Source organism: Kordia zhangzhouensis (assembly GCF_001005305.1).
Lineage (GTDB): Bacteria > Bacteroidota > Bacteroidia > Flavobacteriales > Flavobacteriaceae > Kordia > Kordia zhangzhouensis.
Map to the genome: position 1 here is coordinate 297,618 of NZ_LBMH01000006.1, position 25,686 is coordinate 323,303.

The window sequence follows — 25,686 nt, forward strand, 5'->3', positions numbered from 1 at the left end:
TTATCCGTATTGTTCTCCAAAAGTATTTTTTACCTTTTGTAATACTTGTTTAATGTCTTGCTCTTTAGTTTTTGGATAAATAAGCAAAACATCATCGTTATCAACCACAATATACTCATTTAATCCATCAATCACCACAACTTTTTTCCCTGTGGTACGAATCATATTTCCACTTGCATCTTGCAAAACTGTTCGTGCATTAATCACTGCATTTTCTCCTTCATTTTTTTGTAGTTTGTCATACAAACTTCCCCAAGTTCCTAAATCATTCCAATCAAACGTAGCTAGCAACACATATACTTGACTTGCACGTTCCATAATTGCATAGTCGATAGAAATATTCTCGGCACGGCTGTAGTTATCACGAATAAAATCGTCTTCAAAATCTGTATTATATACAGTCATTCCTTCATCAAACAAATCATACAGTTTGGGTTGAAAATTTTGAAAAGCAGTAATGATAGTATTCACACTCCAAATAAATATTCCTGCATTCCACAGAAAGTTCCCACTTTCAAGAAATTGTTTTGCTGTTTCGTAATTGGGTTTTTCTGTAAATTGATGTACTTTTTTGATTGGTTTTTCACTTTTTTCAAAATTTATATAACCGTATCCAGTATTAGGAAATGTAGGTTGAATGCCAAGTGTCATCAATACATTTTCTTTTTCACACTTTCGAAAACATGTTTGCAAGTCATTTATAAAAGCATCTTCATCTTCAATCCAGTGATCACTTGGAGCAACAACCATAACTGCATTCGGATTTTCCTTTTGAATTTTCAATGAAGCATATAAAATACATGGTGCTGTATTACGCATTGCAGGCTCTAATACTACTTGTTTTTGAGCTACATCGGGCAATTGTTCTAGTACCAAATCATTGTATTTTTCATTTGTAAGAATGAAAATATTTTCTTTAGGAATAAGCTTTGTAAGCCTATTGAATGTTTTTTGAATGAGTGTTTCTCCTGTTCCTAACATGTCATGAAACTGTTTGGGAAAGCTCGAAGTACTAACTGGCCAAAAACGTGAACCAACGCCACCAGCCATTAGAATTGCATAATAATTCGTGTTCATATTCATGTAAATTCAGTGTAGAATTATGAATTAGCAAGATACTACAGATTGATGAGAAAAATAATAAAAGTCACAATTATTAACTTCTCAATAACTCAACTTCTGCATTTGGATTGAATAAATAAACCCGACCTGTAGCGACTTCCAAACATTCATAGCGTTTAATGCGTTTATTACCGCGTTTGAATATTTTTCCATTATGCAAACGGAAGGTACTTCCTAGTGGAATTTCAAAAACATAATGCTTGTCATTTTCAGGGTCGTATTGTTTGAGTGCTAAAGCAAATTTCGCATCCGTATCACTGCTAGCGCGTGGATTTTTAAAATGATTAGCTACAATAGGCAAAATACGTGTGGGAAATACTTGTGGATTGATAAAAGGCAACATGAGTTGCTGAAAAGTTCGTTTCCACTCAATCCCGTGTGGCTTAATGAAACGTCCGTATTTTTCAAAAGCGACCAAGTGTGCTATTTCGTGAATAAGTGTTACAAAAAATCGATACTTATTTTCTCCTGCATTTACAGTGATTTGATGTTTTCCATCAGGCGTTTTTCGATAATCACCATGACGTGTTACCCGTTGATTCACGATTTTTAAATGTACTTGATGTACTTTGATTAATTGAAAAGTTTCATCGACAGCACGTTCGGGAATGTATTTTGCTAAAATATCTTTCACTATTCAAATGTAAGGATTTGTTTTTTTGAATGAAAAGATTGAATGATTGAAAATTAAAAAACAGAGTACAATCAAAAACTGCGAAATGGATTTTTTTCTATTGTTTTTGACTGTACTCAATATGAGTTTAACCACTATTATTTTTTTGTTTTCTTCCAGCGTTTAAATACAATAATTGCAATAGTTACAACTAAAATAAAAGGCCAAATATGCAACATTCCAATTATAACATTCTGGATGAATTGCCAACCAGCAATCAATCCTTCTTTTGCTTTAGCACCAAACCCTTTTTGATACGTTACTGGTTTTTCTTTATAGGTAATTGTTTCATACAACTCTACTTGAATTGTACTATACGCAACTCGGTTGGACATATATTTAATTTTTCCTTGTACTGCTTCAATTTCTTCTTGAAGAACACGCAATTGACTTTCAGTATCTAATATATCTTTAACTGTTTTAGCATTTTTGCGTAATACAGCTTCTAAACGAGCTTTTACTTCCAATTTAGTTTGCAAGCGTGTTTGTGCATCCATATATTTTTCAGTTACATCAGTTGTTGATATGTTAACATAATCTGTTTCTTCTGCAAACTTTTGAATTCCATCTAGCATTTGATCAAAATTTTCTTTTGGTATTTTGATTGTAAATCTATTTTTCTTTTCCTGATAGTTTTTATCAAACCGCAACTCTGATATATAACCTCCTTGTACGTACATTTCTTGTTTAATTGCTATTAATGCTTCCGATATATCCTTTACTTTATAGCGTGTGCTTGCTGTTTTTATAATTTGTAAGTTTTCAGGAATATTTGAAGTCACAGACACTTTATCAGAAGATGTAAATCCTGTAGTTTGCTCTTGATGAGATTGTTCTATTTTTTTTAAAGAGGGAGAACTCTCTATTCCGTTATAATCATTCCGTAAATCGACTGTTTCTATCGTGAGTTCTTCCGTTTTATACTTTGCTGCATGTTCATTACAAGACATAATTGTTACTAGAAGAAATGTAAATACATATAATTTTAGTGTTTGTTTTCGTGTGATTGCATTCATAATTTTTTATTTTTAAGGATTACAGACACAAACCTATTGGGATGCCATCAAAAAACTTTGTAAAAGAGTTGTAAGCGTCTTGTAAATTATTTTACAAATTACAATCTATTAAATATCAACATATTAACCGTTAATTGAATTCTCAAGAAACATATCTCTTTTCATTACTAAAACAGCATATAACGACTACTTTTTTAGCTTCTCATACTGCTGAAAACGATATTCGTATGTGGAAGGGAAATACAATTACAGATTTCCAAGAAGACCTAAGAAGAAAAACCAAAGGTAGCATTAGTGAAAAATGGTTTTATACATACATCAAAAAAGAAACAGCTAAACTTCCGCGTATTGATATGCTAAATTTATTGAGCGTATACGTAGGTTATAACAATTGGAATGATTTTGTACAACAACATGTAAATAAAGACAAAATAGAAGATTCATCTAAAAAAGCTAAAACGTCGTATCAAAAGTTTATGTGGTTATTACTATTACCTTTTGTTGCTTTTGGAATTTATAGGTTGTATCCAACAGAAAATATATTTTCTTTTTGTTTTGTGGATGCTGATCAGCAAAAAGCCATCACGAAAATTCCGTTGGATATTGTTATATTGAGAAAGCATGAATCACCTGTGTATATTAAAACGGATAGTTTAGGTTGTTTTTCTTATACAACTACTGAAGACGAACTTAGGTTTGTAGTCAAATCGCCTTATCATAAAACAGATACTATTGTTCGACACATCAACTCTAGCAACCACAAAACAGTCAAATTGCAAACAGATGATTATGCCCTAATGTTACTGTATTATGCTAATGGAAATAAAGAAGATTGGCAAAAAAGAAGAGATCAATTAAATATGCTAATTGACGATCAAGCTCAAATTTACCGTGTATTTAAAAATAATTTAGGAATTGAATTATACACTAAAAAGGAGTTTATCAATCTATTAACAATCCCAACAAGTACCTTGAAGAAAATGCATGTACTAGACAAAGTATACGTTGATAATAAAATTGTAAAACTTAAATTTATGATCCAATGATACGAAAGGTTGTTTTTATTTTATTGTTGCTTTTGAATTTCTCTTGCTCTAATTCAACACAAAAGGCAGAAAATACTGTTGCTACAGAAGAAGCAACTGAAAGTGAATTAGCAAACGATCGCCACATAACTTCACAAACCTATGTAGATGCAAAAAAAATAAAAACCACATATACATCTTTGTTACAGAGTATGCACTCAGAAATTGAAGAAAAATTGCAAGCTAGTTATGAAGCATCTGTATTGATTACAAAACACCCAGAATTCAAAGATGCCATTGTAGAACAATTAGCCCATTCTAATAAGTTCGCTACTTTGTTATCAGATTCTATTCAGTCCATTAAAATAAAAGACATACAATATATTGATAATCTAGAAGTTATTAATGACAGTATCGCCGTTCAAAAAATTCGATATGCAATGATCGTAAATTCAGTACATTCACTAAAAGACAGTGCTAATTTGGTAATGAAACAAACGATTGTAGAGGTTGAAAATAGAAAAAAAGTGCAGACTTCTTTTACGTTTCAAATTATAAAAGAGTGAGAAATCATCTGCATAAAAACCAAGGCAAACATTTTTTGACCTCATTTTTTTAGTTAACTTTAAGTCGTAATTAAATTTTATTGTATGAAAAATGTATTGCTACTCCTCTTATGTTGTGCTACCAGCTTAACTTTTGCGCAAACTGAGCTAACAGACCAAACCGCAGAAGCAAAACTACTAGTAAACAACGATCGCTTGATTGTTTTGGATTTTTACGCTACTTGGTGTGGCCCTTGTAAACGCATGGATCCGATTTTAAAAGAATTAGAAGCTAAATATAAAGATCGTGTAGATTTTTATAAAATAGACGTAGATAAGAATCAAATAGATGATGCATTAGGAATTAATGCAATGCCCACATATTTGTTTATTAAAAATAGCACAAACTTAGAACAAATAGAAGGTGCAATGAGTAAGACAACAATGGAAAACTTGATAAAAAAACACATGAATAACGAAGCAAGCACTACCACTGTTTCTTCCAATTCTGGTGACAGTAGTTATTACGACGTAAGTGCTAATCATGGTAATTCTGATGAGTTTTCTCAATCAACATTAGATGAAATTTGGAACTCTTCCAGCAAGTTAAATTCTCTTGCTTGGCATGCATACCAAAAACATGATAACGTAAAGCATTTGCTCAAAGCTATTAAGATTGTAGAACGTTCTATTGAATTAGAAAAAAACTATTACAATGTAGATACACATGCTGCTTTATTGTATAAAACAGGCAATTACACCAAAGCCTTAAAAAGAGCAAAAGAAGCCGTAGATATTGCAAAAAAAGAAGGACTAAGTTATAGTTCTACTACAGAATTGATTGAAAAGATTATTGAAGAAATGTAGTAGTTTAATAGACATAAAAAAGGAAGCTGTTTAGCTTCCTTTTTTTATGGAGTCGAACTAGATACTTGCAGTATTTTTCCGTTGTAATATTTATTTCCGTTAAGCGAAAAATAAAAAATATATTCTGCCATCTCCAATGCTGATAGTGGCGCTTTATAACCTGGAAAGGCTTCTGCCAACATTTCTGTTTGCACAGCTCCTAACGCTAGAACGTTAAAAGCGATTCCTTGATCTTTGTGTTCTTCTGCCAATAATTCGACTAAAGTAATAACAGCTCCTTTGGAAGAACTATAGGCCGCCAATCCTGGAAATTTCATACTTCCTTGAATACCTCCCATAGAACTAATTGTTACCACATGACTTCCTTCAACCATAAAAGGTAACAACACACGACTCAATTCGGCGACTCCAAATACATTTACTTTGTATATCCATTCAAAATCTTCCATAGTCGTTTCCGAAAAAGCTCTATTAAGCAAAGCTCCTGCGTTATGAATTACCACATCAACTTGTTGCCAATTATCTTTTACAAAATCCGTAACTCGCTGATAATCTTCCTGCTTAGTCAAGTCAAAAGCAAAAGAAGTAATATTGTCATAGGTTAGATTTGAAATTGGTTTTTCATTTCTAGAAAGTGCCAATACATTGTGTCCTGCAGTAGCAAATAAATGTACCAATTCAAACCCAATTCCTCTACTCGTACCAGTAATGATGATGTTTTTCATCTTTCTTATTTTTTGATTACTCTATCAAAGGATATTTATTTTGCTGAAGAATTCAGTAAGATTTCTTTTGTAGGCGCATTAACCGCTTTTTTTACTGCTGGAATGAAAGTGTTTACAAAACTCGCCATATGATTGAAATTCATCTTTTCTGCTTCATCGCCTACTTTATGATAGTGTTGAAAGTTGGTAAAGTCAAATGTTGAAAATGTTTGGCAAGGCACTCCAAACTCTTGAAAAAACGGATAGTTATCAGAACGCATAAACAATCTGTATTCACCTGCTTTTGGAAGAAACCCAGCAATTTTCTTTCCTGCATATTCATTCATCTTTTCTGCAAGGTTCGATGTATCAAATCCCGTCACATAGGCTATGTAATCTTTATCTACCAACGGAACACCTACCATTTCAAAATTAAGCATTATGTAAAGATCTATATTCTTTTCTTTTAAGGTTTTTGCAAGGTATTTTGACCCTAATAATCCTTTCTCTTCCGCAGAAAATAATGTAAAGAGAATGCTTCGTTTGTTACTTTTAGTTTTTGCAAAATACTTTGCCATTGCCATTACAGTACCCACACCTGCTGCGTTATCATTTGCTCCATTAGCAATTGTATCGTCTCCATCTGCTTCTCCATATCCAATATGATCATAGTGTGCTCCTAATATTACAAATTCATCTTTTAGCACAGGATCAGTTCCTTCTAAATATCCTATAACATTGTATGCTTCTTTTCCTCTGACCGTAAAATTATCTCTGTATGTGTCAAAATAAGGTTTTACTCCTAACCCCTTAAAGTAGTTTTCAATGTAGATAGCCGCCTTCTCAATACCTTCACTTCCTGTGTCTCTTCCTTCCAATTCATCGGAAGCTAAGTACGTTACAATATCATCAACTTCTTCTGCTTGAATAATTATTTCTTTGGTTTTACATGAAAAAACCAATAAACTTAAACAAAAGAGAGCGACATAGTGTGCAAAATGTTTCATAGTGTTTTTTTTTGATTGATGATTATTTCTAAAAAATAAAAAATCCCACTCACGTGGGATTTTATGATGATATATTATTAAGCTAGCATGGTCACAGGGTTTTCCACGTACTGTTTTACAGTTTGTAAGAATTGCGCTCCTGTTGCCCCATCTACAGTTCTATGGTCGCATGCTAAGGTAACTTTCATTGTGTTTCCTACAACAATCTCACCGTTTTTCACTACTGGTTTTTGAACAATAGCTCCTACTGAAAGAATTGCAGAATTAGGTTGATTGATAATAGAAGTAAACTCTTGAATACCAAACATTCCTAAATTTGAAATAGTGAATGTACTTCCTTCCATTTCCGCAGGAGAAATCTTTTTGTTTCTTGCTTTTCCTGCTAATTCACGCACTTGACTTCCTATAGTTGTTAGACTCATTTGATCGGTAAATTTCAATACAGGAACTAACAACCCTTCATCAACAGCTACGGCTACACCAACATGAATATACTTATTGTAACGTGTTGTATCTCCATTCCAAGAGGTATTTACTTGTGGATGTTTACGTAATGCCATTGCACAAGCTTTCACAATCATATCATTGAATGATACTTTTACATCTGGAATTTCGTTAATCGTTTTACGAGAAGCGATTGCATTATCCATATCTAACTCTATCGTTAGGTAGTAGTGAGGTGCAGAGAATTTTGACTCCCCTAAACGACGTGCAATCGTTTTACGCATTTGAGAATTTTTCACTTCTTCACTACTCTCTTCGCCTGCAGGCACAAATGGTGCTGGAGCCGAAGTTTCTTTTGCTATAGGAGTTTCTTTAGCAGGAGTTGGTTTAGCTTCCGTTACAGGTTGATAGTTTTCCACATCACGCTTTATGATACGTCCATGATCTCCTGTTCCTTTTACTTTTGACAAATCGATTCCTTTATCTTCTGCTATTTTCTTTGCTAAAGGAGAAGCTATGATACGACTGTTAGAACTCTCTGTTTTTCCTTGGTTTGATGCTGATTCTTGAGATTCTTCAACAACTTTAGTTTCTATCGATCCAGTTTCTTCTTTGTTTGAAGATTTCTTTGAACTTCCGCCAGATTTAGCTGCATTCAACACCGCATCTACATCTGTTCCTTCTTTTCCGATGATTGCTAAAATACTATCAACTGGAGCAGTTTCACCTTCTTGAATTCCTATATATAATAAAGTTCCTTCATAAAATGATTCGAACTCCATCGTTGCTTTATCTGTTTCGATTTCAGCTAAAATATCACCTTCTTCTACTTTGTCTCCTACTTGTTTTAACCAAGTTGCTACTGTTCCTTCCTCCATAGTATCGCTCAAACGCGGCATTGTAACTACTTCAGCTCCATCGGGCATTTTTACACTTTCAGAAGATGGCTCTTCTTTTATTTCTTCGCTTGCCATATTTTCTTCAGCAACTTTGCTTTTCTGTTCTGTATTATTGGAGCCACCATTGATTAGTCCGTCAATGTTTTCTCCTTCTTTTCCAATAATAGCTAGCAAGGCATCAACAGGTGCAGTTTCTCCTTCTTGTACACCAATGTACAACAAAGTTCCTTCATGGAAGGACTCAAACTCCATCGTTGCTTTATCCGTTTCAATCTCAGCCAGTATATCTCCTTCTTCTACTTTGTCTCCTACTTGTTTTAACCATGATGCCACGACACCTTCTTCCATAGTGTCACTAAGTCTTGGCATGTTTATAATTTCTGCCATATTTTATAGTTTATGAGGTAAAAATGGATAATCTTCTTGCTCGTACACAGTATCGTACATTACGTTTTTCGCTGGATAAGGTGATTCTTCTGCAAATTTTTCGCATTCTCTTACTAAATCTTTCACACGTTTATCCATTGCTGCAATATCATCTTCAGTTGCGTATTCGTTTTCTAGAAGAGTTTCTTTTACTTGCGTAATTGGATCAATTTTTTTGTACTCTTCCACTTCGTCTTTTGTACGATAGTGTTGTGCATCAGACATAGAATGACCTCTATAACGATAGGTTTTCATTTCTAAAAATGTAGGTCCATCACCTCTTCTAGCGCGTTCAACAGCTTCATATACTGCTTCTGCCACTTTTACAGGATTCATTCCATCAACAGGACCACAAGGCATTTCATACCCTAAACCGAGTTTCCATATATCTGTATGATTTGCGGTTCTTTCTACGGAAGTTCCCATTGCGTACCCATTGTTTTCACAAATAAAGACAACCGGAAGTTTCCAGTTCATCGCCATATTGAAGGTTTCATGAAGAGAACCTTGACGCACCGCTCCATCTCCCATGTAACAAAGTGTTACCGCATCTCTTTTGAAATATTTATCTGCAAAAGCTAACCCTGCTCCAAGAGGAATTTGTCCTCCTACAATTCCGTGTCCTCCATAAAATCCATTTTCCGGCGCAAAGATATGCATAGAACCTCCTAGACCTTGAGATGTCCCAGTAGCTTTTCCATATAGTTCTGCCATTACTTTTTTTGGATCAACGCCCATACCAATTGGTTGCACGTGATTTCTATACGCTGTAATCATTTTGTCTTTTGACAAATCCATTGCGTGTAATGATCCTGCTAAGACAGCTTCTTGACCATTGTATAAATGAAGAAATCCTCGCACTTTTTGCTGAATATATACAGCGGCTAACTTATCTTCAAATTTTCTCCAAAATAACATATCCTCATACCATTTGAGGTATACTTCTTTAGTGATTTTTTCCATTTATTTCAAATTGGTTGTCCTTGTCTTGTTTCCTGTTGACAATTCCGTTTTAAGGTTTATAGCTTCTTGTTGTTTGTTTCTTATACAAATAACAAAAATACTATTTTAATAAGAAGGGAAAAAATGTAGCGGTAAATTATCGTGCTTTTAACATGAAATATTCATTCGAAAACGTTTGAGAAAAATAGAATTTTAATTACATATGTTATTTTACTCTGCTGCAAATGATTTTTTTGTTAGTTTTTTAAAGTTTACAAATATGTTTTATCAAAAACCAACGGCAACAAATCCTTTAAAGAATTGGATTTCATGATTTTCCCTTCGCCTCCCATGAAATAAATTTCAATAGCTTCATCTTGACGCATTTCATATTCTGCAATAGATTGTCTACACGCCCCACAAGGAGGTATTGGAGTTTTATTTACATGAAGATCTGACGTAGCGGTGATGGCAATTTGTTTAATTTGCACACCTGGATATTTAGCTCCTGCATGAAATATAGCAACTCGTTCTGCACATAGCCCTGAAGGATACGCAGCATTTTCTTGATTATTCCCTGTAACTACTTCCCCATTGGCTAGTAATAAAGCAGCTCCAACTCTAAAATTAGAATACGGAGCATACGCATTTTTTCTAGCTTCAACCGCATGTTCCATTAATTTTTGTGTCTGCTGAGGCAACTCATTTATATGATCGTAACACGTAAGTATTGTCGTAATTTTTATTTCTTGCATCTGAAATTTGTTTACTCTCCGTTTTTTGTTTTGTATTCACAAAAAATCAGCTTAGAAAGATACTAAATTATTTATGGAATGTAGAACTATTTACATTACAGTATGTCGATTCCCTTTAAAGTCATTGTCAACAATCGCAAAAAGATAAGTATTGGACATAAAAAAACCTTTCAAAGTATTATTTGAAAGGTTTTTTTATGTGTTTTTATAGAATTCTAGAATTCATCATAGGTTTCTCCAAGATTGAATGTCAAAGAAAAGCGCAAGGTATTTTCTAAAGGATTTCTCACTTTTGAAGCTGAGAATAGATAGGAAACATCAATTTTTACAGCACTGTATTTGAAACCAGCTCCTAATGTAAAGAACTTTCTTGCTCCTTTGATTTCGCTTTCATTAAAGTATCCAACTCGCAATGCAAATGAATCTTGATACCAATATTCTGCACCTAATGCCCATGTAAATTCTTTTAACTCTTCACTGAATCCGCCTGGCGCATCTCCAAACGATTGAAAAATTCCTGAGACAAAACCTACATTATCATCTTGTCCTTCAACAATAATTGTTGGTTCACTTTCGTCAACATCTGGAGTTGAAAGGTCGTCAGAGTCTTGATTCCCGTCATCATCTTTATCAACAAAACCGAGAATTGGTGGCGTAGGCACTAATAGCTTGTTAACTTCAGCACTTACCGCTAGCTTGTTGTATTCGTCAAAAATAAAATCAAATCCACCACCTAGTTTTAACTGTGTTGGCAAGAAATTTTCTTGTCCTAATTCGTCATATTTTAGTTTTGGTCCTAAGTTAGAGATATTAAATCCTGCTCTCCAACGCCCGTTATAATTGTCATACGCAATTTCCTCTGATTGATAATAACCCGCAATATCCACTGCAAATGTACTTGCTGCATTCGCTTCTACATCTTGTTGTGATTGAAGTTTTAAATCTGATCGCAAGAAACGTCCTGTTACCGACATTGAAAATTGATCACTTAAACGCAACGCATACGAAGCATCAATTGCTAATTCGTTAGGACGTTCAATTAATGGAGTAAAGTTTCCTATATCTGCTTGTTGTTGTGTAATAATTTCTATTTCACCCAAACTAAAATATTTAATACTAGCCGACCACGCACTACGTTCATTGATACGATTATAGAATGTAAGATTTCCTAAAAAGATATCATTTACCAAATCACTTAAGTATGGTGTATAGCTAATCCCCACTCCTATTTGTTCATTAGCAAACGCATATTTTGCTGGGTTCCATTGTTGTGAATAGGTATCTGGTGAAGTTGCCACACCTAATTCTCCCATTCCGCCTGCTCTAGCATCTGGCGTAATTAATAAGAAAGGAACACCTGTTGTGATTACTCGTGTATCATTTGGGTTTGTGACAGTAGTTTGCGCCATCATTCCTACTGGAATTAAGCACAATATAAATAAGATTAGCTTCTTCATTCAGTTAAAATTTTAACAAATATAGGTTTTATTTATAGGATTACAAGTTTTTCAAATTTTTCAACTTTCTGATTAGTTAACGGAGATTTTACCGTAATCTTGTATACGTAGACTCCTTTTCCTAGTTTATCTCCAAAATCATCTTTACCGTCCCACACAATATCTCTCGACAATGAGCTATAATCTTTACTTGTAGCTTCAGCGTTCGTTTTCCCTACTAGTGTACGTACCACTTTTCCGGAAACAGTAAAGACTTGCACCATGATATCTAATTCACTTGAGCTATTGTGATTGAACCAAAATTCAGTATAGCTTACAAATGGATTTGGATAGTTTAACACATTTGTAATGGTTAACGAGTTGTTTTCGTTGAAAACGGTAAATTGTATTTCTGTTGTTGAGGAATTATTATACACATCCCATGCTTTGAGAGATAATGTATGTGTTCCATCTTCTAAATCGCGCAAAGGAAATTTAACAATTCCTCTTGTATAGTCATTTAGTTCTGTCTCATAATAATCGTTTAGAATGAACGGATTTACTTCATCTCCATCAAGAATGGCCACTATATCATGACCTATTCCACTAGCCGTATTGATTCCGTTTTCATCAGAGAGTTTGGCTAATAAGAAAGGAGATTCATTTGTAATTCCTCCAGAAACAAAACTTTCATCATTCATATATAGATTAATAACAGGCGGCTCATTATCTACTGGTGCATCTTCATTAAGCTCACCCACTTTGAAACTTTCATTAAATCCTGTGTGATCTTCTAACACCCCTTCTTTTTCAGCATAAAAACTGACACGACCATTTCCGACAGGAATGGTAATATCTCTAGGCACTACAAATTCAAATTCAAAGGTACCATCTACTACTTCAGCTTTTCCTCTAAAGATGATTTCTCCTAATGTTTCGAAGTCTAATATAAAAGGAAAATCGTTTGCTAATGTTTGTCTTTGAATTTTTTTATCATAAATCGTTGAAAAAACAGTTCCATTGTACGTATTCATTATATTACCCGCTTCATCAGTAATATTTCCTGCCATTTTTATTCTACTTAGTGCCTTCAATGTATCTGTTGGCTGCGTGATTGGCACATCGTTGATTGCTGTAAGATTGACTCTTGGCTTAGGAATAGCCAATTTTAATGCAGGATCGCCAATGTAGAATACTGTACGTTTATTGCTAGTTGTAACTAGATTTTTTGTTTGACGCAATGCTTCTGATATTGGTTGATATTCATTAGAACCATACGAGAAGAGATAACGAGCTAGTAATTCGTTAATACTTACACCTACATTTTGGAATATTTGACGTGTTGTTGTTAGTAAAGATATTGCACCTCCATTTTCATTCCAAAACATAAATTCACCTGCAGTATCACGCAGAGGATTATCAAAACGAGTATATTCACATGTAATTGTAATAAATAAAGGAAGTCTACAATCATTTGCCAGTTCTTGCGAATCTACTTTTTCAAAAATTCGTTCTCCTGCTAGTCCGTCTTCTCCTCCATGCCCAAAATAATTCACAACTAATGAACCAAGCGCAATATTATCTTTAATTGCCTCATTTACTTCTGGATATCGCTCACCAGCAGCAGATGATTGCTGCACATAGGCGTCTGAGTGAATTTTAGAAATGTTGATAAATGGTTTTTCTTGCGCAATTGTATTTCCAAGTGCATCTAAGTCAACTTCTAAATCTTTGTCTGAATTATTTTCCGCATCATCTGAAACAATCGTTACTGTATTTCGCCATCTTCCATAGGCTTCTTTACTATAATAAGTAAGTGTTTTATCAACCATTTCTTTAGCCTGATTCACATCATTAACCAGCATTCTTCCAAGCGCAATATCCAAACGGTCTGACACCGCAAGTGTTCCTTCATTTTGATCCATCATTCCATAAAAATCATCACTCATAAAACCTCTTGTTAGGTTAAAACTATCATACGCATGATATACAGGAACGATATTTGAGTTGCCAGCAATACGGTTTTTATAATCGTACGAAGCATCACCAAAAAAACAAACATATTTCAGTCGATTATCTAAACTACTTGCATTATCGTACACATATTTAATAAAGTTACGAATAGCTCCTATATCTGGATTTCCAGTATTGAATTCATTGTAAATTGAGGTTAAGGTTACAACTTTCACATTCATTCCTGAATAATTACGATGAAAATCAGCTAAACGCTCTGCTTGTACTGTAAAGTGATCAGGAGAAACAATAATATAGTCTACATCGCCATCATTGAAGATAGTTCCTTTTAAGTCTTGATTTGCCACTAGGCTATTCGGTTCGATTGTTGGAATTAAGAACTGTGAGCCATCCACTGCAATATATTCTCTTATTTCACCCATTGGTGCTGTAAATGAAAAGGCACTAGCCGCAGTATCATTTGAAATTTTACGTATATTCCATATATCAGTAATATCCCAAACTTGTGTTATTGAAGATGCGTTAGAGAAAACATATTCACCAATTCCCATACTATTTCGTGCATCATTATACCTAAATGTAAATTGACTTCCTGTTCCTGTAAGTGTGTGCTTTGACCAGATAGAAATATAATCTAAATACGCCACAGAACCCGCAATACCATTATTTTGGTACGTGAGTGTTATATTCAAATTTTCTGAAGACAGGTTTACTTCATCTTCTATTAATCCTTGTTGCAATTGCGAGACTCCCGAAACAATATGTTGCGTTGCAAATGAAGAGTCATTAATCGGAGCAAAACTGAAAGCGAATGTTGGTTGTCCATTTGTGTTTTGAGCAGGTTGTCCGTTAATAACTGTTGTCATGGAAGTTGTTCCATTAGAAACCGCAGCAGGTTTGATACCAATTCGAACAGGAGCTGACGTTACTAAATTAGGTAATGTAAAATTGAATGTTTGCTCTGTTTCTATATTGAATACTTCTCCAAACCATCGTCTACCAAGTTTTACAATATTAATATTATCAACTTCGTGGAATTGATAACCATCATATTCGGTAATTGTTACATCTGGCGTTCCTGTAGGTTGTACAGCTTCTGGAATACGTTTTCCATCTGCAGTTCCATCTGCTGTGATGTAATAGTAAGTCTTATCTGTATAAGCATTGATATGTGTTTGACTATCTGCATTCCACTTTTTTGGTCCTTCTGCATAGAATAATATATAATCTTGCGCATTAAATTGCCCATCATCTTCGCCAACTACTGTAATAGCATTTTCTGTGACGTCATAGTATTCATTTTGAGAATTCAATAAAGGAATCATTCTTCCTCCATTTCCATAGATTTTTATTTTTTTAGGATCAAGACTTCCTGTATCCAATCCTAATTGATTCAAAAAATCAGCACTTAAGCGATATACTCCCGATTCTTCAACCGAGAATTTATAAAAACTCCCGCTTGCTAAAACAGAATTTGTTATTGCTTCTGCACTTTTAACAACAATATTTGAACGATTTGCTAAAAAATTATAGCTTACATCAAAACTCAGTACTTTTTTAACGTTCCCATTATCGTTAATTAGCGGTGACACTATTAAGATATGTGCATTTTTATTACGAGCACTAGAGTTTACTATTTTCGCTTTAATAGTAGTTGGCAATAGTTGTTTGTTGATTGCCCCTAAATTTTCACGAGAAATAGCGCCATACACCACATTATCAATACGAATTGAATTTGCATTCACATAACGATCATCATTCCATTGTGCAATGAAACTGATTGTGCCATCGTCATTATTTACATAATATTCTTCATTAAACGTTGGCAGCTTAGTGATTGTATTTTCTTTCAAAAATTCAACGGGCGAGTCACTCCATGTCAAATCGAAGTGCTTATTTTGCGCTTGAACACTTATAAAAAGGAGTCCTATAAGGAGAGTAAGTTTTTTTTTCATTGCAACTAAAACGGTAAATACTTTGAAATATTATTCAATGTTTTCGCTATTTTTCTAAAAAAACAAAATTAAGAATAATAAATAACAACTGAAGTCGTTATAAGAAAACTATTGATAATTGTGATGAAGGTAAAACTCCTTATTAAATTTTGAAATAAAACTTGATAATTTACCTTTAATTGCTATATTGCAAACCAAAATTTTTTTCAATACTCAAGTCTTGACTATGAAAAAGCGTACATTCAAAATTATGCTACTTGTCGCAGTAGTTTCATTAGGATTTTTTAGCTGTAAAAGATCATCATCCAAAAACACCTCAAGAGCCACAGGTTGGCGTATTGACGGAAAAGATGGAGGATTCGCAGCCAACACAAAATACAAGGATCAGGAGACCGCTCCTGGACTCGTATTCATTGAAGGTGGTACCTTTACAATGGGGAAAACTCAGGATGACCCTATGCACGATTGGAACAACACTCCAAATCAACAACACGTTCAGTCTTTCTATATGGACGAAACAGAAGTTACCAACTTAATGTATACAGAATATTTGTATTGGACAAAAACTGTTTTTCCACCAGAAAATGAAAATTATAAAAACATCTACACTGGTATTCTACCTGACACTCTTGTTTGGAGAGATCGTTTAGGATTTAACGAAACAATGACTACCAATTACTTAAGACATCCTGGATATGCACAATACCCAGTAGTTGGAGTAAACTGGATTCAAGCAGTACAATTCTGCCAGTGGAGAACTGACAGAGTAAATGAAGCCGTATTAGAGCGCGAAGGTTATATTGCCAAAGGAGTTAAAACAGACAGTATTGATGCAACTAGCACATTCAGCACTGAAGCATATTTGACAAAACCAGGCGAAACATACGGAGGCAACATTGATGAATACCAAGGTCGTGTTGCTCAAAAAGCTAATAGCAAGTCAAAAGACTCTACAGACGCAAATAAAAACGTATATGCAAAACGTACTTCTGGAATTATTTTACCAGAGTATCGCCTACCTACCGAAGCTGAATGGGAATATGCAGCAAAAGGTTTAGACGGATTACGTGAATATAATAACGTACGTGGTAGAAAAAAATATCCTTGGAAAGGAGAATTCACACGAAGCGGAAACAGAAAAAGACGTGGAGATCAGTTAGCTAATTTCAAGCAAGGAAAAGGTGACTACGGTGGAATTGCTGGTTGGTCAGATGATGGTGCTGATATTACTGCTGAAGTAAAATCATACCCGCCAAACGATTTTGGTTTATATGACATGGCTGGTAACGTTGCGGAATGGGTTGCAGACGTTTATCGTCCTATTGTTGATGACGAAGCTAATGATTTCAACTACTATCGTGGAAACGTTTACATGAAAAACAAAATCAACGATGAAGGAACTGTTGAAATCGTATCTACAGAAACAATTAAGTATGACACGTTAGCCAATGGTAGAATTGTAGCAAGAAACCTTCCTGGACAATTAGCTGAAGTTTCTGTTGATGAAAAAGAAACATATTTACGTACCAACTTTGACAAATCGGACAACAGAAACTACCGTGATGGAGATGTAGCATCTTCTAGATATTTTGACCTATATAATGAAGATGAAGAAGAAGGAGAATCTGATGCAAAACGCATGTACAACGCTCCAAAGCACGTAGTTTCTTCAGATTCTACAGGAATGCTAAGACAGTATGACAAATCAGACACTAGAACAACTTTAATTGACGACAATGTTCGTGTATACAAAGGCGGTTCTTGGAAAGACAGAGCTTACTGGATTGATCCTGCACAAAGAAGAGCTTTCCCTGAATACATGGCAACTTCTTACATTGGATTCAGATGTGCTATGTCAAGAGTTGGTTCTAAATCTCAAGGAAAGAAAAGACCTAGAAACTAATTTTTCTAGCGCACCTATAACATCAAAGCCCTGATTCCTTATTCAGGGCTTTTTTTTCGTTTACACGTTAATAAAAAGTAGTATGATTGAAGAGCTATATCGTATTTATAAAAAACATTCTAGCGTTTCCACTGACTCTAGAAATATCACAAAAGATTGTATTTTTTTTGCCTTGAAAGGAGAACATTTCAATGGAAACATCTATGCAAAAGAAGCCCTCCAAAAAGGAGCCGCTTACGCCGTTATCGACGAATCAGAGTTTAATCTACCAAAGGGAACAATTCTAGTTGAAAATGTTTTAGAAACATTACAAAAACTAGCCAATTATCACAGAAAACAACTTAAAGTTCCAATCATATCTTTAACAGGTAGTAATGGAAAAACTACAACAAAAGAGTTGATAAATGCCGTATTGTCAAAGAAATTTAAAACTACCGCAACCAAAGGAAACCTAAATAATCATATTGGAGTTCCTTTAACATTGCTTTCCATGAATGAAGACACTGAGATTGGAATTGTAGAAATGGGTGCCAACCACCAAAAAGAAATTGAATTTTTGAGTAATATTGCCGAACCTGATTATGGCTATATTACCAATTTCGGCAAAGCACATTTAGAAGGTTTTGGAGGCGTAGAAGGTGTTATAAAGGGAAAAAGTGAACTATATGATTACCTGAAGGCTAATGACAAATTTATTTTTGTTAATGCCAATGATCAAAAACAAATAGAACGCACCAAACAAGCCAATAAATACACTTTTGGAGACACTGATAACACCAATATCACAATTGAATTCCAAAGTGCAAACCCAATGGTTCACTTAAAAGTAGGACAAACAGAAATTAAAAGTCATTTAATTGGCGCTTACAACTTTTCGAATATTGCTGCAGCAGTTGCCATTGGAACTTATTTTAACGTCGACAGAAACAGCATAAAAGAAGCTATTGAGTCCTACATTCCCTCAAACAATAGATCTCAAATTATTAAAAAGAACACTAACAAGATTATTTTAGATGCTTACAATGCAAATCCGACAAGCATGAAAGCCGCATTAGATAATTTTTCAAGTTTGAGCGATATTAAAAAGATTGCATTTTTAGGAGATATGTTCGAATTAGGAGAAAGCGCAAAAGAAGAGCATCAGTCAATTAGTGACTATGCCGCAACTCTTACTATTGACACAATTTATTTAATTGGAGAAAATTTCAGCAAAACTACCAACAAAGACAAGAACATTATTACACACTCCTCATTTAACTCTTTGAAAGATAACTTTCCTTCAATTACAGATAGCACATTACTCATTAAAGGATCTCGAGGGATGGCTCTAGAACGAATTTTAGAATTATTGTAAAATAAAAAAAGCTTCTTTAAAAGAAGCTTTTTTTGTGGGTAATACTGGATTCGAACCAGTGACCCCCTGCTTGTAAGGCAGGTGCTCTGAACCAGCTGAGCTAATCACCCGAATTCTATTTTCAATAAGTTTTGTGGGCGATACTGGATTCGAACCAGTGACCCCCTGCTTGTAAGGCAGGTGCTCTGAACCAGCTGAGCTAATCGCCCTTATTGCGGATGCAAATATAGAATACATTTTATATCTGACAAAATTTAAACTCAAAAATTTTAAAGTATTTCTGCAACTACAAATGTACTTCCTCCAATGTAAATCACATCTTCATGAGACGCTTTTGCCAATGCTTGCTCATAGGCTTCTGAAACTGAATTATGTACATTCCCAAAAAGATTGTATTGAGCTGCTTTTTTTTGTAATTCATTTACAGATAAAGCACGCTCATTTTTTGGAGCACAAAAGTAATAAGTTGCCTTTTTTGGAAAAAAACTTAAAAAATCATCCACATTTTTATCTTTCATAACTCCAAATACTATATGCAGTTTAGTATATCTTTCTTTTTGAAGTTGTTTTATTGTAGCGCTTAACCCTTCTTTATTATGTGCTGTATCACATATAGTTTTTGGGTTTTCATTGATGATTTGCCACCTTCCCAATAAATTGGTATTGCCCATCACATTCATCAATCCATTTTCAATATGTTTTTCTTCTATTTTGAAGTGTTTTAACAACCGAATAGCTTGCACTGCTGATTTGTAGTTTTTAAGCTGGTAAACTCCTTTTAAATCTGTTTTGTACTTTTTCTGGATAGTCTTTTCAGCTAAAAATAGTTGCGCTTCATGTTTTTTTGATTCATTTACAAACACAGGAAATGTTTCTGGATGATACTCACCAATGACAATAGGTGTTCTTTTTTTTATTATTCCTGCTTTTTCAGCAGCAATCTCAGACAATGTATCTCCTAAAAATTTTGTGTGTTCCAACCCTATATTTGTAATGATACTTACCTCAGGATTTATAATATTGGTAGCATCTAATCGCCCACCCATTCCTACTTCTATAATTGCAACATCTACTTTTTCTCGAGCAAAGTAATCAAATGCCATCCCAGTGGTAAATTCAAAGAAAGACAGTCTATGCGTATGTATGTATGATTTGTACGTACGCACAAAGTTAATTACTTGAACATATTCAATCATTTTACCATTAATCCGAATACGTTCTCTAAAATCTTTTAAGTGAGGCGAAGTAAACAAGCCCACCTTGTAACCTGCTTCTTGAAGAATAGAAGCAATCATATGACTCGTAGAACCTTTTCCGTTGGTTCCTCCTACATGGATACTTTTGAATGATTTTTCAGGCGACTTCAAACACTTAGAAAAAGCAATTATTTTATCTAAGCTCCATTCCAAATCTCCTTGAACAGCTCCTTTATTTTGATAAGATGAAGCTAATTTTTGTTCAAGCCATTGCAATTCTTCAACTTCAGACATTTGTTTACAAAAAAATTATTGCCCTATCTTGAAGTTTACCACAATAAAACCTGTTTGCGTGGCAGGAGCTTTAGAATCTTTATTCCAACGATATTCATATGCAGCTTTTTCTGCCGGTTTTAAAAGACACGCTGCTTTGTTTGTAGTTCCTCTTACACCTGCAACTGCATCAATTACTTTACCTTCACGATTTACGGTAATTTTTACCACCACTCTACCAGATTCATTACAGTCTTGTTTGTCAACATTCCCACCACCTATCTTGCTTCTTCCATTTAGACCATATCCTCCAGCTCCGCCATTACCAGTTCCTGGGTCTCCATAGTAACTAGCTGCATAAGGATCTCCGTTAGGATTTCCTTTATCGCCTTCTCCATCGCCTGGACCTTCTCCTCCTTCTTCATTGCCATTAGAATTGTTTACACCATTCATCATAGCATCCAATTTTGCCTTCTTCGCAGCTTCTTCTTGTCTTTTCTTTTCTTCAGCTTCTCTTTTTTCTTTGGCGATTCGATCTGCTTCTGCTTTAGCTTTTTTAGCTTCTTCAGCCGCTTTACGTTTTGCTTCTTCTGCTTTTTTTATTGCAATCGATTCTTCCGAATCTTGTGTAACTACTTCTTCAGAAGACACTTCTTCCGTAACCGTTTCTGTTTGTTCTTCTGGTTGCGATTCAGTTTGTTCTTCTACTTCTTTTTCTTGAGATTCAGGAGCCGTTTTAGGTTTTAACGCATCCTTAGGCTGCTCATTACCACTACCAACATTGGTCGTTCCAAAATTCACAGCAATCCCGCTTTCTTCCGGTGGATCTAAATATTGCATTCCGAAGAGAAACATAATAATCAACAATGCAACCATTACTATAGTGGTTATTGTAGCAGACTTTCTTTTATGTTCTGTATTGAATAATGACATAATCTATTTATTTTGACAATGCTACAACCTCAACTTGATAGTTTTTTTCTTGAAGCATTTTTATAATTTCTAATGTCGTAAAAGAAGTAAAATCGTAGGTTTGAATTTTCACTCTTACGTACTGACTATCAGTTAAACTTACGAATTTTTTCTTCAATTCTTGCATACCAATCTTAACTTCTTCTAGGTATACAGTTTCTTCACTTGCAATTTTTACAGCGAATACTACCTTTTCTTTTGAGAAATCTTTACTTGGTGTACTTTCTTGATATCCTTCTATATATCGAGCAAAAAACATCAAAAAAATTAAAAAAAGAGCACCTGCAACGAAAACAAATGGTATTTTAAATTTGCTATTTTTAGTTTGAAGCAAAGACATTATTGAGGTCGTACTGCCAAAATAATTTTATATTTATTTCTGTTGGCAATATCCAGGATGTTTACAGCTTCCTCGATAGGCACACCTTCTTCTGCTCTCAATATAACTGTTGGCTCTTCTTGACCTTTTAGTTTAGCTTGCAACTTCGCTTCTACCTCTCCTGCTCTTACACGATCTGCATCAATGTAGATTTCTAAGTTTTTTTTAATACTTACAGCTACATTTTGTGTATTTGTTGACTTCCCTTTTGCTTTTGGCAATAATAAATCGAGCGCATTAGGAGAATTTGAAGTAAGCATGAAAAACACCAATAACAAGAATACAATATCTGTCATTGATGACATACTAAACTCTGGACTCACTTTGTTTCTACCTCTTAATTTCATAGAAAAAAATTACACAGGTTCATTCAATAAATCTAAGAAATCTACTGCATTTGCTTCCATTTGATGCACCACTTTATCCGTTTTTACTACTAAGTGATTGTATCCCATGTACGCAATAATTCCCACAATTAAACCTGCCACAGTTGTGGTCATCGCTGTATAAATTCCATCAGCCAAACTACCCATTTCAGCTTGCCCTCCACTTGTTGCCATTTCATGGAAAGCCAAAATCATACCAATTACTGTTCCTAAGAAACCAATCATTGGTGCTGCTCCTGCAACTGTAGCCAGAATACTAACATTTTTTTCCAATTTATAAACTTCTAGTGTTCCTGCATTTTCGATAGCTTTGTTGATATCTTCTAGTGGCTTACCTATTCTACTTATTCCTTTTTCCGTTAGTCTTGCCACTGGCGAATCAGTTTGCGCACATAATATTTTAGCAGCTTCTATTTTCCCACTCATCACATTATCTCTAATTTGATTCATGAAGTTTTTATCAATTTTCGAAGCAGCTTTAATAGCAAAAATTCGTTCAAAATAGATATAAAGTGCTACTGCCAGCATCACCAATAACACACTGATAATGATAATACTTCCAATACCACCATTGACAACTAATTCATAGATGGAAAGTGTTTTTTCTTGAACTTCCGCCGCATCTTCAGGATTTCCTGTTGATTGAAATAATAACATACGCATTTTTTGATTAAAACTATATAACGTTTATTTTTTGAGTTAAGTATACTTTAGAATAATGTTCGCATAATCATAAAGGCAATTGAACCAACAACAAACCCTATGAGTGCCAACCAAGATATTTTTTTAAGATACCAGAAAAAGTCTATTTTTTCCATCCCCATAGCCACAACACCAGCTGCAGAACCTATAATTAACATGCTTCCTCCAGTTCCTGCCGCAAAGGCAATAAAGTGCCATAATTCATGATCTAATGGTTCTGTAAACATTCCTAAACTTGCTGCTACTAAAGGTACGTTGTCAATTACTGCTGACCCCACACCTAATAACATTATTACCAAATCAGAAACACCTCCTGTTTCCATTTCAGTTCCCAATTGTGGTGTTGCTTCTTTTAACCAATCTGCAAAACCAAATAGTAATCCTAAAGATTCGAGAGCTGCCACAGCCATTAAGATTCCTAAGAAGAATAATATACTAGGCAATTCTATTTTAGATAATGAATGATGCACAGGACTATGGTGCGCACCTAATGAATTATCTGAATCAGCATCATGTCCTTCGTTTGCCGCCACAGAAGCCATAGTAAACTTTGTATTACTGTACATTTCCGCAAAAATTGCAACTACAGATAGCGACAACATCATTCCTACGTATGGTGGTAAGTGCGTAACTACTTTGAAGACCGGAACAAAAATAATTGCTGATAAACCTAAATATAACATTGTTGGTCCAAAACGATGAGTTCTTTCTGTGTTATCCTCTTCTTCTTCATTAGGCAAGTTTCCTTGAAAAGGTTTTAGGAATGAAGCAATAAGTGTAGGAACAAGCATACATAGCAAAGAAGGAATGAATAAATATCCTAACAATTTACCTGTTGATACTTTTTTACCAATCCACAACATTGTAGTCGTTACATCTCCAATTGGTGACCAAGCACCACCTGAGTTTGCTGCAATGATAATTAAACCAGCATACCAAATACGTAAGTTTCTATCTGAGATTATTTTTTGCAAAATAGAAATCAATACGATTGTCGCTGTTAGGTTGTCAATAATTGCAGATAAGATAAATGCTAAGAAAGCAAAAATCCAAAGAACACGCTTTTTGCTACGTGTTTTAATGAATCCTTTAATAGTTGCAAATCCATTAAAGTAATCTATAATTTCTACAATGGTCATTGCCCCAAGTAGGAAAACAAGTATTTCGGCAGTTTTTCCGAGATGGTGCAACAAGGTTTCTTCCATTAAATGCATTTTATCACCTTTAGGCATTCCTTCAAAATTATCTACAAGAGCATGCGCTCCAGAGTCGAACCAATTTTGAAAATCTTCAATCCCGAATGCGACAAATGCCCAACAAATAGCCATCATGGCCAATGCAGGAATAAGCTTATCAATTTTAAGGTTGTGTTCTAGGGTTATTGCTAAATATCCTATGACGAATACGGCTACTATTGCTGATTCCATATATAGTTTTTATAAGTTGAATTTATACTAATTCTTTTAATGCAATTTCAAAAGCAGTTTTACTAATATCTACTTTGGATGCATTTTTTTTGAATGTGTTTTGTAATGCTTTTTTAATGACTTTGGACGTGTCTTCAAAAATAGCTTCATCAGTCATTTGCACTCTTCTTTCCATAAAATAAGCAAATACCCTTGCCATTCCACAATTGGAGATAAAGTCTGGTATTAAACTTACTTTTTGATCTGTATGTTCCATAATAGGACCAAAGAAGATTTCTTTGTCTGCAAAAGGCACATTAGCTCCGCACGTTATTACCTCTAGTCCTGTTGCAATCATCTTATCAATTTGATCTTGTGTAATGAGTCTTGAAGCTGCGCAAGGTGCAAATATTTCTGTTGGCAATTCCCAAATACGCTTATTCATTTCTTCAAATGAAATCAAGTTATCCGCTACCAAAGTATTTCCTTCTTTTCGCAAAAAGAAATCTTTAATCTCTTCAAAAGAAAATCCATCTTCCTTGATTACTCCTCCCACAATATCTATAATTCCTACTATTTTAGCTCCCATTTGGGATAAATAATAGGCTGCAGCTGCTCCAACGTTACCAAATCCTTGCACAATGGCACGTTTTCCTGCTACAGTTCCTCCATAAATATCATAATAGTGTCGAACAGCTTCCGCCACTCCATATCCTGTAATCATATCTGCCACAGTATATTTACGAGAAACATCAGGAGAATAATCCGTACTTTCAATCACTTTGATTACTCCTAGACGCAACTGTCCAATTCGATTGATTTTATCAGCTTCTGTTGGCTTAAAGTGCCCATTAAAAACACCTTCTTGCGGATGCCAAACACCACTATCTTCTGTAATAGGAATCACTTCATGAATTTCATCAACATTCAAATCTCCTCCTGTTCCATAGTAGCTTTTTAGCAAAGGAGCCACTGCATTATACCAGCGTTTTAACACTCCATTTTTTCGAGGATCTCGTGGATCAAAGTTAATTCCTGACTTTGCGCCTCCAATAGCTGGACCAGACACGGTAAACTTCACTTCCATGGTTTTAGCAAGCGAAAGCACTTCATTCATATCTAATCCTTTTCGCATTCGTGTTCCTCCACCGGCAGCTCCTCCGCGCAATGAATTTATAACAGTCCAACCTTCGGCTTCTGTTTCTGGGTCTTTCCAGTTGAATACAATTTCAGGGGCTTTATTTTCGTAAATTTTGAGTAATTCTTTCAATTTAGTAGTTTTTATTAGAATTCAAATCTAAATCAAGCAAATATAAAAATTGTTA

22 protein-coding genes and 2 tRNA genes are annotated in these 25,686 nt (G+C 34.6%); 5 read left to right on the forward strand and 19 right to left on the reverse strand.

Annotation, left to right across the window (positions count from 1 at the left end):
- The 3 genes from AA088_RS11685 to AA088_RS11695 form a co-directional block, all read right to left on the reverse strand.
- A complete protein-coding gene (locus tag AA088_RS11685) occupies positions 1 to 1,077 on the reverse strand; it encodes a mannose-1-phosphate guanylyltransferase (protein WP_046745234.1) in 1,077 nt (358 codons plus the stop codon).
- A 79-nt stretch (positions 1,078 to 1,156) separates the two neighbouring features.
- Positions 1,157 to 1,756 (reverse strand): SprT-like domain-containing protein, encoded by a 600-nt coding sequence (locus AA088_RS11690; protein WP_046745175.1) that lies wholly within the window; start codon positions 1,754 to 1,756, stop codon positions 1,157 to 1,159.
- Between the two features lie 137 nt (positions 1,757 to 1,893).
- Positions 1,894 to 2,811 (reverse strand): DUF4349 domain-containing protein, encoded by a 918-nt coding sequence (locus AA088_RS11695; protein ID WP_046745176.1) that lies wholly within the window; start codon positions 2,809 to 2,811, stop codon positions 1,894 to 1,896.
- Between the two features lie 134 nt (positions 2,812 to 2,945).
- Here AA088_RS11695 and AA088_RS11700 point away from each other — a divergent pair, with 134 nt between their 5' ends.
- From AA088_RS11700 to AA088_RS11710, 3 genes are all read left to right on the forward strand, one after another.
- On the forward strand, positions 2,946 to 3,857 hold the full coding sequence (locus tag AA088_RS11700; protein ID WP_157547169.1) for a hypothetical protein: 912 nt from the start codon (positions 2,946 to 2,948) through the stop codon (positions 3,855 to 3,857).
- The gene (locus AA088_RS11705) at positions 3,854 to 4,402 is read left to right on the forward strand and encodes a hypothetical protein (RefSeq protein ID WP_046745178.1); all 549 of its coding nucleotides are present in this window, start codon (positions 3,854 to 3,856) and stop codon (positions 4,400 to 4,402) included. The genes AA088_RS11700 and AA088_RS11705 overlap by 4 nt, the downstream gene beginning before the upstream one ends.
- Before the next feature lie 84 nt (positions 4,403 to 4,486).
- Entirely contained in the window at positions 4,487 to 5,248 is a 762-nt protein-coding gene (locus AA088_RS11710) for a thioredoxin family protein (protein ID WP_046745179.1), read from the forward strand.
- Between the two features lie 44 nt (positions 5,249 to 5,292).
- On the opposite strand, the gene AA088_RS11715 is transcribed toward AA088_RS11710, so the two are convergent.
- The 7 genes from AA088_RS11715 to porU form a co-directional block, all read right to left on the reverse strand.
- On the reverse strand, positions 5,293 to 5,973 hold the full coding sequence (locus tag AA088_RS11715; protein ID WP_046745180.1) for an SDR family NAD(P)-dependent oxidoreductase: 681 nt from the start codon (positions 5,971 to 5,973) through the stop codon (positions 5,293 to 5,295).
- Positions 5,974 to 6,008: 35 nt separating this feature from the next.
- Entirely contained in the window at positions 6,009 to 6,959 is a 951-nt protein-coding gene (locus AA088_RS11720) for a M28 family metallopeptidase (protein ID WP_046745181.1), read from the reverse strand.
- A gap of 77 nt (positions 6,960 to 7,036) precedes the next feature.
- Positions 7,037 to 8,689: a pyruvate dehydrogenase complex dihydrolipoamide acetyltransferase gene (locus tag AA088_RS11725; RefSeq protein ID WP_046745182.1), complete on the reverse strand. Its 1,653-nt coding sequence runs from the start codon at positions 8,687 to 8,689 to the stop codon at positions 7,037 to 7,039.
- Between the two features lie 3 nt (positions 8,690 to 8,692).
- Positions 8,693 to 9,691 carry a pyruvate dehydrogenase (acetyl-transferring) E1 component subunit alpha gene (gene pdhA / locus AA088_RS11730; protein ID WP_046745183.1) on the reverse strand — a complete coding sequence of 333 codons (999 nt, stop codon included), beginning with the start codon at positions 9,689 to 9,691 and terminating at the stop codon, positions 8,693 to 8,695.
- Between the two features lie 251 nt (positions 9,692 to 9,942).
- Complete coding sequence (gene cdd, locus AA088_RS11735; protein WP_046745184.1) at positions 9,943 to 10,425, reverse strand: cytidine deaminase; 483 nt, start codon at positions 10,423 to 10,425, stop codon at positions 9,943 to 9,945.
- Between the two features lie 215 nt (positions 10,426 to 10,640).
- Positions 10,641 to 11,882, reverse strand: coding sequence for a type IX secretion system outer membrane channel protein PorV (gene porV / locus AA088_RS11740; protein ID WP_046745185.1), 1,242 nt, complete (start codon positions 11,880 to 11,882; stop codon positions 10,641 to 10,643).
- Positions 11,883 to 11,914: 32 nt separating this feature from the next.
- The gene (gene porU, locus AA088_RS11745) at positions 11,915 to 15,790 is read right to left on the reverse strand and encodes a type IX secretion system sortase PorU (RefSeq protein WP_046745186.1); all 3,876 of its coding nucleotides are present in this window, start codon (positions 15,788 to 15,790) and stop codon (positions 11,915 to 11,917) included.
- Between the two features lie 226 nt (positions 15,791 to 16,016).
- On the opposite strand from porU, the gene gldJ reads away from it, so the two are divergent.
- Both gldJ and AA088_RS11755 read left to right on the forward strand, forming a co-directional pair.
- Positions 16,017 to 17,693, forward strand: coding sequence for a gliding motility lipoprotein GldJ (gene gldJ / locus AA088_RS11750; protein WP_046745187.1), 1,677 nt, complete (start codon positions 16,017 to 16,019; stop codon positions 17,691 to 17,693).
- 82 nt (positions 17,694 to 17,775) lie between these two features.
- On the forward strand, positions 17,776 to 19,047 hold the full coding sequence (locus AA088_RS11755; RefSeq protein WP_046745188.1) for a UDP-N-acetylmuramoyl-tripeptide--D-alanyl-D-alanine ligase: 1,272 nt from the start codon (positions 17,776 to 17,778) through the stop codon (positions 19,045 to 19,047).
- A gap of 35 nt (positions 19,048 to 19,082) precedes the next feature.
- Here the strand turns inward: AA088_RS11755 and AA088_RS11760 are convergent.
- The 9 genes from AA088_RS11760 to AA088_RS11800 form a co-directional block, all read right to left on the reverse strand.
- A tRNA-Val gene (locus AA088_RS11760) sits at positions 19,083 to 19,157 on the reverse strand.
- Positions 19,158 to 19,181: 24 nt separating this feature from the next.
- Positions 19,182 to 19,256, reverse strand: a tRNA-Val gene (locus AA088_RS11765).
- A gap of 60 nt (positions 19,257 to 19,316) precedes the next feature.
- On the reverse strand, positions 19,317 to 20,537 hold the full coding sequence (locus AA088_RS11770) for a bifunctional folylpolyglutamate synthase/dihydrofolate synthase (protein ID WP_046745189.1): 1,221 nt from the start codon (positions 20,535 to 20,537) through the stop codon (positions 19,317 to 19,319).
- 15 nt (positions 20,538 to 20,552) lie between these two features.
- Positions 20,553 to 21,449, reverse strand: a complete 897-nt coding sequence (locus AA088_RS11775) for an energy transducer TonB family protein (protein ID WP_046745190.1) — start codon at positions 21,447 to 21,449, stop codon at positions 20,553 to 20,555.
- 7 nt (positions 21,450 to 21,456) lie between these two features.
- Positions 21,457 to 21,747: a hypothetical protein gene (locus AA088_RS11780; RefSeq protein WP_157547171.1), complete on the reverse strand. Its 291-nt coding sequence runs from the start codon at positions 21,745 to 21,747 to the stop codon at positions 21,457 to 21,459.
- 80 nt (positions 21,748 to 21,827) lie between these two features.
- On the reverse strand, positions 21,828 to 22,214 hold the full coding sequence (locus AA088_RS11785; RefSeq protein ID WP_046745192.1) for an ExbD/TolR family protein: 387 nt from the start codon (positions 22,212 to 22,214) through the stop codon (positions 21,828 to 21,830).
- A gap of 9 nt (positions 22,215 to 22,223) precedes the next feature.
- Positions 22,224 to 22,910, reverse strand: coding sequence for a MotA/TolQ/ExbB proton channel family protein (locus AA088_RS11790; RefSeq protein ID WP_046745193.1), 687 nt, complete (start codon positions 22,908 to 22,910; stop codon positions 22,224 to 22,226).
- Positions 22,911 to 22,963: 53 nt separating this feature from the next.
- Positions 22,964 to 24,382, reverse strand: coding sequence for a sodium:proton antiporter NhaD (gene nhaD / locus AA088_RS11795; RefSeq protein WP_046745194.1), 1,419 nt, complete (start codon positions 24,380 to 24,382; stop codon positions 22,964 to 22,966).
- Between the two features lie 22 nt (positions 24,383 to 24,404).
- The gene (locus tag AA088_RS11800; protein ID WP_046745195.1) at positions 24,405 to 25,631 is read right to left on the reverse strand and encodes a Glu/Leu/Phe/Val dehydrogenase dimerization domain-containing protein; all 1,227 of its coding nucleotides are present in this window, start codon (positions 25,629 to 25,631) and stop codon (positions 24,405 to 24,407) included.
- Between the last annotated feature and the right edge of the window lie 55 nt (positions 25,632 to 25,686).

What these genes read in the sequence shown, in the direction of transcription:
- AA088_RS11725 (WP_046745182.1), bottom strand. Translation starts at nt 8,689, where the DNA reads ATGGCAGAAATTATAAACATGCCAAGACTTAGTGACACTATGGAAGAA.
- AA088_RS11705 (WP_046745178.1), top strand. Translation starts at nt 3,854, where the DNA reads ATGATACGAAAGGTTGTTTTTATTTTATTGTTGCTTTTGAATTTCTCT.
- AA088_RS11785 (WP_046745192.1), bottom strand. Translation starts at nt 22,214, where the DNA reads ATGAAATTAAGAGGTAGAAACAAAGTGAGTCCAGAGTTTAGTATGTCA.
- AA088_RS11770 (WP_046745189.1), bottom strand. Translation starts at nt 20,537, where the DNA reads ATGTCTGAAGTTGAAGAATTGCAATGGCTTGAACAAAAATTAGCTTCA.
- porU (WP_046745186.1), bottom strand. Translation starts at nt 15,790, where the DNA reads ATGAAAAAAAAACTTACTCTCCTTATAGGACTCCTTTTTATAAGTGTT.
- AA088_RS11685 (WP_046745234.1), bottom strand. Translation starts at nt 1,077, where the DNA reads ATGAACACGAATTATTATGCAATTCTAATGGCTGGTGGCGTTGGTTCA.
- AA088_RS11775 (WP_046745190.1), bottom strand. Translation starts at nt 21,449, where the DNA reads ATGTCATTATTCAATACAGAACATAAAAGAAAGTCTGCTACAATAACC.
- AA088_RS11715 (WP_046745180.1), bottom strand. Translation starts at nt 5,973, where the DNA reads ATGAAAAACATCATCATTACTGGTACGAGTAGAGGAATTGGGTTTGAA.
- porV (WP_046745185.1), bottom strand. Translation starts at nt 11,882, where the DNA reads ATGAAGAAGCTAATCTTATTTATATTGTGCTTAATTCCAGTAGGAATG.
- AA088_RS11710 (WP_046745179.1), top strand. Translation starts at nt 4,487, where the DNA reads ATGAAAAATGTATTGCTACTCCTCTTATGTTGTGCTACCAGCTTAACT.
- cdd (WP_046745184.1), bottom strand. Translation starts at nt 10,425, where the DNA reads ATGCAAGAAATAAAAATTACGACAATACTTACGTGTTACGATCATATA.
- pdhA (WP_046745183.1), bottom strand. Translation starts at nt 9,691, where the DNA reads ATGGAAAAAATCACTAAAGAAGTATACCTCAAATGGTATGAGGATATG.
- gldJ (WP_046745187.1), top strand. Translation starts at nt 16,017, where the DNA reads ATGAAAAAGCGTACATTCAAAATTATGCTACTTGTCGCAGTAGTTTCA.
- AA088_RS11780 (WP_157547171.1), bottom strand. Translation starts at nt 21,747, where the DNA reads ATGTTTTTTGCTCGATATATAGAAGGATATCAAGAAAGTACACCAAGT.
- nhaD (WP_046745194.1), bottom strand. Translation starts at nt 24,382, where the DNA reads ATGGAATCAGCAATAGTAGCCGTATTCGTCATAGGATATTTAGCAATA.
- AA088_RS11755 (WP_046745188.1), top strand. Translation starts at nt 17,776, where the DNA reads ATGATTGAAGAGCTATATCGTATTTATAAAAAACATTCTAGCGTTTCC.
- AA088_RS11695 (WP_046745176.1), bottom strand. Translation starts at nt 2,811, where the DNA reads ATGAATGCAATCACACGAAAACAAACACTAAAATTATATGTATTTACA.
- AA088_RS11790 (WP_046745193.1), bottom strand. Translation starts at nt 22,910, where the DNA reads ATGTTATTATTTCAATCAACAGGAAATCCTGAAGATGCGGCGGAAGTT.
- AA088_RS11720 (WP_046745181.1), bottom strand. Translation starts at nt 6,959, where the DNA reads ATGAAACATTTTGCACACTATGTCGCTCTCTTTTGTTTAAGTTTATTG.